This is a genomic window from Rhizobium sp. NZLR11 (assembly GCF_019685115.1).
GTDB lineage: Bacteria > Pseudomonadota > Alphaproteobacteria > Rhizobiales > Rhizobiaceae > Rhizobium.
Window position 1 is genome coordinate 67,252 of the sequence record NZ_JABDWD010000006.1, and the last position, 12,405, is coordinate 79,656.

Sequence of the window (12,405 nt, forward strand, 5' to 3'; positions counted from 1 at the left end):
AACGCTGAGGCATATATGCGCGGTTTCACGTGAAGCGCCTGCCGGGTATGGAGTTGATATATGACTGACAATGTCTACGACGTGATTGTCATCGGCGGCGGCCACGCGGGGTCAGAGGCTGCCAATGCGGCTGCGCGCCTCGGCGCAAGAACCGCCTTGGTGACGCATAAACGCGACACGATCGGTATCATGTCATGTAATCCGGCGATCGGTGGGCTGGGCAAGGGCCATCTGGTTCGCGAGATCGACGCCATGGATGGCCTGATGGGGCGTGTCGCCGATGCCGCCGGCATTCAGTTCCGGATACTGAACAAGAAAAAGGGCGCAGCTGTCCGGGGACCGCGGACGCAAGCCGATCGAAAACTCTATCGTCTGGCCATGCTGGCGGCGATCGAAGCGACACCCGGTCTGGAGATCGTCGAGGGCGACGCGTTCGATCTGGATGTGGCCGATGGGCGGGTTACCGGCGTCATCATGAAGGACGGTCGGACCTTGAGGTCACCGGCGGTCGTTCTGACAACCGGCACTTTTCTTCGCGGTCTTATTCATATTGGTTTGGAGAAGACGCCGGCTGGTCGTGTCGGGGAAGCGCCGTCGATCGGGCTATCGGCGACATTGGCCAGGCTTGGATTGCGGTTGGGACGGTTGAAGACGGGCACACCGGCGCGGCTGGACGGAAAGACCATCGACTGGCAAGCTGTCGGTCGACAAGGTGCTGACGAGGAACTGGTTCCCTTCTCCTTGATGACCGACGCGATCACCACCGAGCAGGTCGAATGCGGGGTGACCAGAACCACTGAAGCGACACACCGGATCATTGTCGATAACATCATGCGATCGGCAATGTATTCCGGCCAGATCGAAGGCGTCGGGCCTCGCTATTGTCCTTCCATCGAGGACAAGTTGGTCAAATTCGGAGAGCGGGATGGACACCAGGTCTTCCTTGAGCCCGAAGGTTTGGACGACGATACCGTCTATCCAAATGGCATCTCGACATCCCTGCCAGCTGAAGTACAGGCTGCATTCATCAAGACAATCCCCGGCTTGGAAACAGCGAGAATCATTCAACCCGGTTATGCGATCGAATACGATCATGTCGATCCAAGGGAGTTGACGCCGTCGCTCGAGGTCAAGCGGCTGAGAGGCCTATTTCTCGCCGGTCAAATCAATGGCACTACCGGCTATGAAGAGGCGGCCGCACAAGGTTTGGCCGCCGGGTTAAATGCTGCACTGCGAAGCAGCGATTCGGATCCGTTTCATTTTAGCCGCACAAATTCCTATATCGGGGTGATGATCGATGACCTCACCTCTCGTGGCATTACGGAACCGTACCGAATGTTCACATCGCGCGCCGAATATCGGCTGACTTTGCGGGCTGACAATGCCGATGTGCGCTTGACACCTCTGGCGATGCAGCTTGGATGCGTGAGCAGCGAACGAAGGCAGCGATTCACCCGTTATCAAACCGACATCGATACAGGTCGGGCGCTGTTACAGTCGCTGACGGTTACACCGACCGAGGCGCGACACGCAGGTTTGAACATCAATCTCGACGGTCAGCGGCGAAGCGCCTATGACCTGCTCTCTTATCCGAATTATGATTTCGATGCCCTTCGAAATGTTTGGCCCGAGAAGTTCGGTACGATTGTGCCTAAGGTGGCGGAAGCATTGGAAATCGAAGCGGGCTATTCCGTTTATTTGGATCGTCAGGCCGCGGCGATTGCCGATCAGCAGCGCGATGAAGAACGGCACATACCGGCCGATTTCGACTATGCCTCGCTCTCTGGCCTCTCGAACGAGCTTAAGTCGAAGCTTGGTGCTGCCCGCCCGTTTAACATTGCCCAGGCTGCAATTGTTGAAGGCATGACCCCCGCGGCAATCGCATTGCTGCTCGTGCACTTACGTCGACGCCAGCCTTTCTCGCGTCATAGCGCCTGACGACAAGATTTGAGAGTCTTAGAATGGAATTAAACGGTTTGCGTGTTTCACGTGAAACACAGGAACGGCTGCAACATTTTGCGGCGCTCTTTCAAAAGTGGGCAAAGACCATCAATCTGGTGGCGCCGTCGACGCTCGGCGACCTCTGGGACAGGCACATTGCGGACAGCAGCCAGGTGTATCAGATCCATCCCAAGCCGACGACCTGGGTCGACCTCGGGAGCGGAGGTGGCTTTCCAGGCGTCATCACGGCGATCTTTCTGGCCGAACTTCGGGATGGTTGGGTGCATCTGGTCGAGAGCAATCATAAAAAGGCGGCCTTCCTCAGAACTGCGTTGCGCGAGACACATGCGCGCGGGAGCGTGCACAGCATTCGAATCGAAGATGCGCATGCTGAGATCGGCGGATGCGGGGCTATTTCAGCTCGGGCGCTTGCCGACCTCGACGGTCTCATGGGATATTCCGCCCCGTGGATGTTGGATAAGGAAGACTGCCGCGGTTTTTTTCATAAAGGCCGGGATTACCTGAGGGAAATCGACAAAGCACGTGGTCGGTGGGAATTCGATCTGTTAGAACATAGAAGCGCCGTCGAGCATGAATCTGTTGTATTGGAAATATCGAATCTCCGGCGCTTGGTTTAACAGATCGGATATTGCGGCAATGGCTGGCGAACGACACCGGATTATCACCATCGCAAATCAGAAGGGTGGGGTTGGCAAAACGACCACCGCAATCAATCTCGCAACAGCGCTTGCTGCTATTGGCGAGCGCGTCCTGATCATCGATCTCGATCCGCAGGGTAATGCCAGCACCGGCCTCGGGATCGACCGCCGCGATCGCAAGCTTTCCTCTTATGATCTGATGATCGGCGAGCGCGGAATCACTGAGGTGACGCTCGAGACAGCCGTTCCCAATCTGTCTATCGTTCCTTCGACGATGGATCTTCTCGGTGTCGAGATGGAGATCTCCCAGCAGAGCGATCGGGTGTTCAAGTTGCGCAAGGCCCTGTCTTCGCCCGAGGCACAGGCGTTTTCGTATATTCTTCTCGATTGCCCGCCCTCGTTCAATCTGCTGACGATGAATGCCATGGCGGCCGCGCATTCGGTGTTGGTGCCGCTGCAATGCGAATTCTTTGCTTTGGAGGGATTAAGCCAGTTGCTTGAGACTGTCAGCCAGGTTCGGCGGACGGTTAACCCACGCCTGGATATTCAGGGAATCGTCTTGACGATGTTCGATGCGCGCAACAATCTTGCCCAGCAAGTGGTCAATGATGTACGCACTCATCTCGGGGAAAAGGTTTACCACACGTTAATTCCGCGCAACGTGCGGGTTTCCGAGGCGCCCTCTTACGGCAAGCCGGCTATTCTCTATGATCTGAAATGCGCGGGCAGCCAGGCCTATTTGCAACTTGCCTCGGAGGTCATCCAGCGCGAGCGCCAGAGACTGGCGGCGTGATTATCATTTCAGAGGTAATTTAGGTCATGAATGACGATGTATCGAAAAGGCGATTGGGCCGCGGCCTTGCGGCTCTGATTGGCGAAATGGATCAGCCTGTCCCGGTTGAAGCTGACCGGACGATCAGTGCCGACAGGATGATCCCGATCGAATTCGTCAGTCGTAACCCCCGCAATCCTCGTCGTTTCTTCGATGATACTGAACTGCACGATCTTGCCAGTTCCATTCGTCAACACGGCATCGTTCAGCCAATTGTCGTACGGACGATGGACCGCGATCGCTATGAAATCATCGCTGGCGAGCGACGCTGGCGTGCTGCCCAGCTTGCCGGGCTGATTGACATTCCCGTCATTGTCCGCGACGTGGATGACAAGACGGCGCTAGAGATCGCCATTGTCGAAAACGTACAGCGCGCGGATCTCAATGCTCTCGAAGAGGCGTTGGGCTATGAGCAACTTATTGCTGAGTATGGCTATACGCAGAACGACCTTGGCGAGATTATCGGCAAGAGCCGCAGCCACGTGGCAAATTCGTTGCGCCTGTTGAAGCTGCCCGATCCGGTTCGCGACCTTCTTGCAGCCGGCAGCTTGTCGGCTGGGCATGCACGGGCGCTGGTTTCGACGCCTGACCCGACAGGTCTAGCCCGTACGATCGTTGCCAAGGGCATGTCTGTGCGCGACGCGGAAAAGCTGGCGCAGAATAATATCAAGGCGCAATCGGAGCCGCAACTGGCCGTCTCTCGGCGAGATCAGAAGGATTCTGACACGCTGGCCTTGGAGCGGACCCTTTCCGATGCACTCGGCCTCGATGTTGCGATTAATCACAAGACCAGCGGCGGCCAGATCAAAATTTCCTATAAGTCGCTAGAGCAACTCGAAGAAGTCTGCCGTTTGCTTGAGAGACGCTAATGCACGCCGCACAAAATTCCTGGATAGCGCGTTAGGCAGATTTACGCCCGGATTGAAGGGTGGTGGAGAGAAGCGTTTGCATCGCAACGCTATCCTCCAGAACCTGTCGCCGTCGGCTCTGCAAGATCGCGGCCTGCAGACGATTGGATTCACGAGCGATGCTTTCCGCTGTCCATTGGCGTAGCGCCTGTTCGATGATCGGCTTGCGGCGGAAATGCAGGTGACGACCCATGGTCTGCATGATCTGGGGCGCCTGCAGGCGCTTTTCTTCCATTTCGGCGCGCATCGTATCGAGAAGCTGAAACTGTTTCAGGCATGCCTGGAGCACGAGAAAGATCGCGGTTTTCGAGCTGCTGATCTTCTGCATGGCGTGCATAAAACCGTTGAGATCGCCACTCAGGATAGCGTCGACCGCATCGTCAACGGAGATCGCACTGGCATCACCGATTATTTCGGTAACGTGATGTTCCTCGACCGTATCGAACCCGCGACAATAAAGGGCAAGCTTGCGCACCTCGTTGCGTGACGCGATGCGGTCACCGCCGATCAATGCGATCAGCGCCTGGCGCGCAGCCGGGGTGATGCCGAGCTTCTCCGCGCCGAGTTCAACGTCGATCAGGGCATTCAGGGCACGGCTGTCATCGGCGTAAGACGGGATCGTCATGATCGATCGCGCGGCCTCGGCCGTCTTGCGCAGCAAGGAGCCCTTCTTCAAGTCACCAGCCTCGACAATCAGATGGGCGGCTTCAAGTGGCTTTTCAGCCAGCAACGCTAAGGGATCGACAAGATATTTTTCATTGGCGGCGCCGCGGATCCAGATCAGCTTCTCACCGCCAAACAGCCCGATAGACTGAGCTTCGTCGAGCAGCCGTCCCGGATCCTTCTGCAGGTCGCCGATATCGAGCTTGGTCAGCGAGAAGGGATCATCGAGGGCGACACCGGTCTTGCCGGCAAGCAGAGCAGCACGCTCAGAGACGAGGCCGCGGTCGGGGCCATAGATGACGAATATCCGATAGTTCCGCACCGATTTCTGCAGGAAGGTCTCGAATTCGTGGGATTTTAACTCTGCCACATCACCGCCCTCAGCGGCTGAGCGCAGCGGCGATATCGGCTCCCACGAATTCCGCCACCTGATCCGCCGCGCGGTTCTGGGCATCACGGATTGCCCGCTGCTTGGCAAACTCCTGGTCAGGGAAATCCACCAGCGCCGTGGTTGCACGGCTGCCAGCCTTGATGACGTGATTATCGGTCGCTGCGCGCAGCGTATAGGTGACGCTGACGGTCACACGACCGGCTCGCGAGGTATCGGCCGAATCCCGAAGCAGAGTATCGGCGACAGACGAAGTTGTATGCATCTCGACCTGAAATTCCGGCTTTTCAGGTTCGCCGGCCCCACGCGAGGCTATAAAAATCAAGCGATTGCGGACTTGCTGCTCGACCCGGCTGCCTGCCGGGGAAAAGCCGACCGAGGAAAGCTTTTCGGTGAGACCGGAATTTTCCGAGTAGAGCGGCCGAACCTGGCAGGCAGAGAGAAAAGCCGTGGAGGCCAGGATCATGGCGATGCCGGCATTGCGGACCAGCTTGTAAGCGATATCAGACGACAATGTTTACAATCCTTTGGGGAACCACGATGATCTTCTTCGGTGCCTGTCCGTTGAGCGCGTTTTTCACCGCATCCAGCTCCAGCACGGCGTCGGTGACGGCATTCTGATCTGCGTCGCGAGAAATTGTCAATTCAGCGCGTTTCTTGCCGTTGATCTGTACGGGCAGGACGACATCATTTTCGATGACGAGCGTCTCGTCGTATCGCGGCCAGTCGGTTCGGGCAAGCAGCCCTTCATTGCCGAGTGCCGTCCAGCATTCCTCAGCCAGATGCGGCGTCATCGGCGCGACCAGCTGGATCAGGATCTCGGCGGCATCACGCACTGCTGCGCGATAGGTGACATCACCCTCGCCCGTCGCAACCCTGGTCATCGGCGCGGCCAGCGCGTTCACCAGTTCATAAATTCGGGCGACCGCCTTGTTGAACCAGAGCTTGTCATAATCGTTTTCGACAGCCTTCAGCGTCTTGTGAGCGGCCTGCGAAATCGACAGCGCTTCCCCCTCGGTTGCCGGCGCAGGGGCGACGGTCGAGAGTGCCTCCGCGGCTTCAGAAATCAACCGCCACAGACGTTGGGTGAAACGGTGGGCGCCTTCGACGCCGGCCTCGGACCAGATGACATCACGCTCCGGAGGGGAGTCGGACAGAACGAAGAAACGGGCGGTATCGGCGCCATAGGAGGCGATGATATCGTCGGGGTCGACGACGTTCTTCTTCGATTTCGACATCTTCTCGATCGAGCCGATCGCGACTTCTTCGTTGCTCGTCAGGAGAAAAGCCCGGCGTTTGCCGTCAAGCTCGTCGATGCGGATATCGGCCGGTGCCACCCACTCGCGGCCGGCGCCGGCGTCACGGCTATAGGTTTCATGGACCACCATACCCTGGGTGAAGAGACCCTTGAAGGGTTCGGTGGCGGCAACATGGCCGGTCTCGCGCATGGCGCGGGTGAAGAAGCGGGAATAGAGCAGGTGCAGAATCGCGTGCTCGATGCCGCCGATATACTGGTCGACCGGCAGCCAGCGGTTAGCCGCCTCAGGATCGGTCGGTTTTCCCTCCCAGGGCGCGGTAAAACGGGTGAAATACCAGCTCGAATCGACGAACGTATCCATCGTATCCGTCTCGCGGCGGGCGTCCTTGCCGCAGGTCGGGCAGGAGACGTGCCGCCAGGTTGGATGACGGTCGAGAGGATTGCCCGGCTGGTCGAAGGTGACGTCGTCGGGCAGCTTGACCGGCAGGTCCTTCTTCGGTACCGGCACGACGCCGCAATCATCGCAGTGGATGACCGGGATCGGGCAGCCCCAATAACGCTGCCGGGAAATGCCCCAGTCGCGCAGACGGAAATTGACCTTGCGCTCGCCCTGCGGCGTATTGCCCAGCGAAGCGGCCGACAGCCGGTCGGCAACAATATTGAAGGCTTCCTCAGTCGTCTTGCCGTCGAGGAAGCGCGAATTGATCATCACACCCTCGCCGTCATAGGCGGTGTCGCCGACGGAAAAGCTTGCCGCATCGCCATCCCTCGGCATGACGACAGGCACGACCGGCAGGCCATATTTCCGAGCAAAATCAAGGTCGCGCTGGTCGCCCGCGGGGCAGCCGAAGATCGCGCCCGTGCCATAATCCATCAGGACGAAATTGGCGATGTAGATTGGCACCTCCCAGGAGGGATCAAGCGGATGCCGGACGCGGATACCGGTATCCATGCCCTTCTTCTCGGCGGTCTCGAGGGCGGCGAGCGACGTGCCGGCGCGGCGGCACTCCTCGCAGAAGGCTTCGATCTCCGCGTTCTTAGCGGCGGCATCCTTTGCCAATGGATGATCGGCGGCAATTGACAGGAAGGAGGCGCCGAAGAGCGTGTCCGGCCGAGTCGTATAGACGGTGACTTCGCTTTCGCCGGCAGGTGCCGTTTCCGGCACGATCTCCCAGCGGATCGTCAAGCCTTCCGAGCGGCCAATCCAGTTCTTCTGCATCAGGCGCACTTTTTCCGGCCATTGGTCGAGCGTATCCAGCGCGTCCAGCAGGTCCTGGCTGAAATCGGTGATCTTGAAGAACCATTGCGTCAATTCGCGTTGTTCGACCAGTGCGCCGGAGCGCCAGCCGCGGCCATCGATCACCTGCTCGTTGGCGAGCACGGTATTGTCGACGGGGTCCCAGTTGACCTTCGACTGCTTGCGGTAGACCAGGCCCTTCTCCAGGAAATCCAGGAAGAGATGCTGCTGGTGCTGGTAATATTCGACATCGCAGGTGGCGAATTCGCGGCTCCAATCCAGCGACAGCCCCATGGCCTTCAGCTGCGCCTTCATCGAGCCGATATTCTGGTAGGTCCAGGAGGCCGGATGCACGCCGCGCTCCATGGCGGCATTTTCCGCCGGCATGCCGAAGGCGTCCCAGCCCATCGGATGCAATACGTTGTAGCCGCGGGCGCGTTTATAGCGGGCAACGACGTCGCCCATGGCGTAATTGCGGACATGGCCCATATGGATGCGCCCCGACGGATAGGGGAACATTTCGAGGACGTAATATTTTTCGCGCGGATCGGAATTGTCGGTCTCGAAGACCTTGTCTTCATTCCATTTCTGCTGCCAGCGGGGCTCGGCGTCGCGCGGATTATAACGTTCGGTGGCCATGGTATTCGAAATTCCGGAAAATCAGGGGAGGTTGGTCGAGACCTTCACCATGAAACCACCGTAGCGTCAAGTTTTGCAGGCGCTGCAAGCGGCCGATCTTCATCCCGGCTGGGGGATTTCGCGGGAGCGGGTCTTGGCAAGCACAGATTGGCCGGTTAGTTCATTGCCAATCCTTTCATGCTGGTATGTCGAGGCAGAACGATGGAACTTCAAGAGCGCTTGAACGACGTGCGGTCGCGGATTGCGACTGGGGAACGCCAGGCGGGTCGTCCGGCTGGTTCCGTCCAGCTCGTCGCGGTGTCGAAGACCTTCGAGGCGGAGGCGATCGGCCCGGCCATCGAAGCCGGACAGCTTGTCTTCGGCGAGAACCGGGTGCAGGAAAGCCAGGGCAAATGGCCGGCGCTGAAGGCCGAGCGGCCGGATATCGTGCTGCACCTGATCGGACCTCTGCAGTCGAACAAGGCGGCGGATGCGGTGGCGCTCTTCGATGTCATCGAGACGGTGGACCGGGCAAAGATCGCCCGCGCGCTTGCCGAGGAAATGAAGCGGCAGGGCAAGACGACGCGGCTCTACGTCCAGGTCAATACCGGGCTCGAACCGCAGAAGGCCGGTATCGCTCCTGACGACACGCCAGCTTTCGTCACCCTCTGCCGCGAAGAGCTCGGTCTTTCCATCGAGGGTTTGATGTGCATTCCGCCGGTCGAGGAAAATCCCGGGCCGCATTTCGCCTTGCTGGCAAAGCTCGCGCTCAAATGCGGGGTCGAAAAACTGTCCATGGGCATGTCGGGCGACTATGAGACGGCGATCGCCTTCGGCGCCACCAGCGTGCGCGTCGGATCGGCGATTTTCGGCGTGCGCTAAAGCAGGCCGGCCCGCCCTAAACTCATCCTGTTCCGATACGCTGCTTTGGTCGGGCTTCCCGTCCCGCCCTCCCCCGCTTAGATTGAGGCTTGCATGTCCTGGGGAGGAGCAGATGCAGAACGGCTATGATCAGGCCTATGCGGCTTGGAAACGCGATCCCGAAGCCTTCTGGCGCGAAGCAGCCGACGATATCGACTGGTTCAAACCGCCTGAACAGGTATTTTCATCCGACGAAGGCGTCTATGGCCGTTGGTTCTCAGGGGCCGAAACCAATACCTGCCACAATTGCCTGGACCGGCATATGGCGGCCGGGCGCGGCGGCGAGACGGCGGTGATCTTCGACAGTGCGATGACCGGCGAGAAGCGCCGTTTCAGCTACGACGAAGTCCTTGACGAGGTGAAGGCCATCGCCGCGACACTGATCGACCTCGGCATCGGTAAAGGCGATCGTGTCATCCTCTATATGCCGATGGTCCCACAGGCCGTGTTTTCGATGCTTGCCTGCGCCCGCATCGGTGCCGTTCACTCGGTCGTCTTCGGTGGCTTTGCCGCCAGCGAGCTTGCGGCCCGTATCGATGATTGCGGTGCGAAGCTGGTGATCACCGCGAGTTGTGGGCTCGAGCCTGGCCGCATCGTTGCCTACAAGCCTCTGGTCGACCAGGCGATCGCGATCGCGCATTCGAAGCCGGAGCGCTGTCTGGTGCTGCAGCGGCCGGAGCTTCGGGCAGATCTCGCCGGAGGTCGCGACCAGGATTTCGAGGCGGCGGTGGCGCGGCATCGCGGCGCCGAGATCGACTGTGTTCCGGTCACGGCGACCGACCCGCTCTACATCCTCTATACCTCGGGTACCACCGGGCAGCCGAAGGGCGTCGTGCGCGACAATGGCGGCCATCTGGTCGCGCTCAATTGGTCGATGCGAAATATCTACGGCTTGAAGCCGGGCGAGGTCTTCTGGACGGCTTCGGATATCGGCTGGGTCGTCGGACATTCCTATATTGTCTATGCCCCGCTGATATCGGGCGTAACCACGGTGATCTACGAGGGAAAACCGGTCGGCACGCCGGATGCCGGGGCATTCTGGCGCATCGTTTCGGAGCACAAGGTGCGTGTTCTCTTCACCGCGCCAACGGCATTCCGCGCCATCCGGCGGGAAGACGGTGACGGTGAACTGATGCGCCGATATGCGATGCCGGATTTACGGGCGCTGTTTCTTGCCGGCGAGAGGGCGGACCCGGAGACGCTGAAATGGGCGGAGCGCATGCTCGCCATACCCGTCATCGATCACTGGTGGCAGACGGAGACCGGCTGGCCGATCGCAGCCAATCCGCTCGGCCTCGGCGCCCTTCCCGTCAAGCACGGTTCGCCAGCGCTGCCGATGCCCGGCTATGACATTGCGGTGCTCGACGATGCCGGCCATTCGATCGAGGCGCGGACGCTCGGCAATATCGTCGTGAAGCTGCCCTTGCCGCCCGGCTGCCTGCCGACCCTCTGGAATGCCGACGAGCGTTTCCGATCGGCCTATCTCGACGAGTTTCCGGGTTACTACAAGACGGCCGACGCCGGTTATATCGACGAGGATGGCTATCTCTTCATCATGTCGCGCACCGACGACATCATCAATTGCGCCGGTCATCGGCTCTCGACCGGGGCGATGGAGGAAGTCTGCGCCCGCCATCCCGATGTCGCCGAATGCGCGGTGATCGGTGTGATCGATACGTTGAAGGGTCAGGTGCCGTGCGGTTTCCTGGTGCTGAAACGGAATGTTTCCCGCGACACGACGGCAATCGAATCAGAGGTCGTGGGGATGATTCGCGATTCGATCGGACCTGTCGCCGCCTTCAAGATGGCCATCATCGTCAACCGTTTGCCGAAGACCCGCTCCGGCAAAATCCTGCGCGGCACGATGCAGAAGATCGCTGATGGCATACCCTGGAAAATGCCTGCAACCATCGATGATCCAATGGTTTTAGAGGAAATTTCCGAGGCGCTGCGCCAGCGCGGTCTAGGTTCCCTGCCGATGTGAATCGTTGCAGACGCAGCAGCAGCTTGCCATCCAGTCACTCTCAATCGCCAACAGCTCGGCGCAGAACATCTTCACCCTGTTCCGCAGCTAATTCGAAACAGGCAATCCGCAACAAAAAACCCCGCCGGTCAGCTCATACCGGCGGGGTTTTTCATGAGATCGTCGATGCCTCAGTACTGATCGTCGTCTTCGTCCTTCGGCGCCGAGCGCAGCGAACTCAGCTTGCGGAAGACGGCATCGGCGTCGATTTCCTTTTCCTTTTCCTCCTCGCGCTCGTAGCTCGGGGTCAGGCGCTCGGTTTCCTGAGCCGATTGCAGCGTCGCGCCGAGCTCGGCGGCGGTCGGCAACGGACGGCCCTTGGAAGCCTTTTCCACTTCCATGTCGAGATCGATCTGGCTGCAGAGGCCGAGCGTTACCGGATCCATCGGCGCCAGATTGGCGGAGTTCCAGTGGGTGCGCTCGCGGATCTGCTCGATGGTCGATTTCGTGGTGCCGACGAGGCGGGAAATCTGCGCGTCCTTAAGCTCCGGATGGTTGCGAACGAGCCAGAGAATAGCGTTCGGGCGGTCCTGACGCTTGGACACCGGCGTATAACGCGGGCCACGGCGCTTGGATTCCGGCACCCGCACCTTCGGTTCGGAAAGCTTCAGCTTGTGGTTCGGATTGGCTTCGGCGCGGGCGATCTCGTCGCGGGACAGCTGTCCGGTCGAGATCGGGTCGAGGCCCTTGATACCCTGCGCCGCTTCGCCATCGGCGATTGCCTTGACTTCGAGCGGATGCAGTTTGCAGAACTGCGCGATCTGATCGAAAGACAGTGCCGTATTGTCGACGAGCCAGATGGCTGTCGCCTTCGGCATGAGCAGTGTTTGAGCCATGGATATAGTCCTTCTATCGTCCGCGCCGGTCGCGGTCCGTGGATTGTCACCACAATGTCCGGGAAATATGCCGCTATATAACCGCACTGTCGCAGAATTGCAATTCTTCCGAAATCAAATG

General features: G+C 59.4%; 10 protein-coding genes and 1 pseudogene. 7 read left to right on the forward strand and 4 right to left on the reverse strand.

Annotated elements, in window-relative coordinates:
- The first annotated feature begins 60 nt into the window (after positions 1-60).
- From mnmG to HJB83_RS12430, 4 genes are read left to right on the forward strand one after another with little or no spacing between them, the layout of a single operon-like run.
- Positions 61-1,938 carry a tRNA uridine-5-carboxymethylaminomethyl(34) synthesis enzyme MnmG gene (gene mnmG / locus HJB83_RS12415; RefSeq protein ID WP_207582311.1) on the forward strand — a complete coding sequence of 626 codons (1,878 nt, stop codon included), beginning with the start codon at positions 61-63 and terminating at the stop codon, positions 1,936-1,938.
- 23 nt (positions 1,939-1,961) lie between these two features.
- Positions 1,962-2,579, forward strand: a complete 618-nt coding sequence (locus HJB83_RS12420; protein ID WP_221131588.1) for a 16S rRNA (guanine(527)-N(7))-methyltransferase RsmG — start codon at positions 1,962-1,964, stop codon at positions 2,577-2,579.
- Positions 2,580-2,598: 19 nt separating this feature from the next.
- Positions 2,599-3,393: a ParA family protein gene (locus HJB83_RS12425; RefSeq protein WP_207584403.1), complete on the forward strand. Its 795-nt coding sequence runs from the start codon at positions 2,599-2,601 to the stop codon at positions 3,391-3,393.
- 26 nt (positions 3,394-3,419) lie between these two features.
- Positions 3,420-4,301: a ParB/RepB/Spo0J family partition protein gene (locus tag HJB83_RS12430; protein WP_207582309.1), complete on the forward strand. Its 882-nt coding sequence runs from the start codon at positions 3,420-3,422 to the stop codon at positions 4,299-4,301.
- A 31-nt stretch (positions 4,302-4,332) separates the two neighbouring features.
- On the opposite strand, the gene holA is transcribed toward HJB83_RS12430, so the two are convergent.
- The 3 genes from holA to leuS are packed head-to-tail and all read right to left on the reverse strand — an operon-like array spanning position 4,333 to position 8,525.
- On the reverse strand, positions 4,333-5,373 hold the full coding sequence (holA, locus tag HJB83_RS12435; RefSeq protein ID WP_207582308.1) for a DNA polymerase III subunit delta: 1,041 nt from the start codon (positions 5,371-5,373) through the stop codon (positions 4,333-4,335).
- A 10-nt stretch (positions 5,374-5,383) separates the two neighbouring features.
- Entirely contained in the window at positions 5,384-5,905 is a 522-nt protein-coding gene (lptE, locus tag HJB83_RS12440) for an LPS assembly lipoprotein LptE (protein ID WP_207582307.1), read from the reverse strand.
- Positions 5,895-8,525, reverse strand: coding sequence for a leucine--tRNA ligase (gene leuS, locus HJB83_RS12445; RefSeq protein WP_221131589.1), 2,631 nt, complete (start codon positions 8,523-8,525; stop codon positions 5,895-5,897). The genes lptE and leuS overlap by 11 nt, the downstream gene beginning before the upstream one ends.
- A 201-nt stretch (positions 8,526-8,726) precedes the next feature.
- Between leuS and HJB83_RS12450 the strand changes: the two genes are divergently transcribed.
- The 3 genes and pseudogenes from HJB83_RS12450 to HJB83_RS12460 all read left to right on the forward strand — a co-directional run.
- Entirely contained in the window at positions 8,727-9,386 is a 660-nt protein-coding gene (locus HJB83_RS12450) for a YggS family pyridoxal phosphate-dependent enzyme (protein WP_221131590.1), read from the forward strand.
- 112 nt (positions 9,387-9,498) lie between these two features.
- Positions 9,499-11,409 (forward strand): propionyl-CoA synthetase, encoded by a 1,911-nt coding sequence (locus tag HJB83_RS12455; RefSeq protein WP_221131591.1) that lies wholly within the window; start codon positions 9,499-9,501, stop codon positions 11,407-11,409.
- Positions 11,402-11,500 (forward strand): annotated as a pseudogene (locus tag HJB83_RS12460) (flagellin); the annotation flags it as partial. The gene HJB83_RS12455 and the pseudogene HJB83_RS12460, both read left to right, overlap by 8 nt.
- A 79-nt stretch (positions 11,501-11,579) precedes the next feature.
- On the opposite strand, the gene HJB83_RS12465 reads toward HJB83_RS12460, so the two are convergent.
- Positions 11,580-12,284, reverse strand: a complete 705-nt coding sequence (locus HJB83_RS12465) for a DUF1013 domain-containing protein (protein ID WP_007632151.1) — start codon at positions 12,282-12,284, stop codon at positions 11,580-11,582.
- Positions 12,285-12,405: the final 121 nt, after the last annotated feature.

Excerpts from the sequence above, each read along its gene's own strand:
- HJB83_RS12430 (WP_207582309.1), top strand. The coding sequence starts at position 3,420 with ATGAATGACGATGTATCGAAAAGGCGATTGGGCCGCGGCCTTGCGGCT.
- leuS (WP_221131589.1), bottom strand. The coding sequence starts at position 8,525 with ATGGCCACCGAACGTTATAATCCGCGCGACGCCGAGCCCCGCTGGCAG.
- HJB83_RS12420 (WP_221131588.1), top strand. The coding sequence starts at position 1,962 with ATGGAATTAAACGGTTTGCGTGTTTCACGTGAAACACAGGAACGGCTG.
- HJB83_RS12455 (WP_221131591.1), top strand. The coding sequence starts at position 9,499 with ATGCAGAACGGCTATGATCAGGCCTATGCGGCTTGGAAACGCGATCCC.
- mnmG (WP_207582311.1), top strand. The coding sequence starts at position 61 with ATGACTGACAATGTCTACGACGTGATTGTCATCGGCGGCGGCCACGCG.
- HJB83_RS12465 (WP_007632151.1), bottom strand. The coding sequence starts at position 12,284 with ATGGCTCAAACACTGCTCATGCCGAAGGCGACAGCCATCTGGCTCGTC.
- HJB83_RS12450 (WP_221131590.1), top strand. The coding sequence starts at position 8,727 with ATGGAACTTCAAGAGCGCTTGAACGACGTGCGGTCGCGGATTGCGACT.
- HJB83_RS12425 (WP_207584403.1), top strand. The coding sequence starts at position 2,599 with ATGGCTGGCGAACGACACCGGATTATCACCATCGCAAATCAGAAGGGT.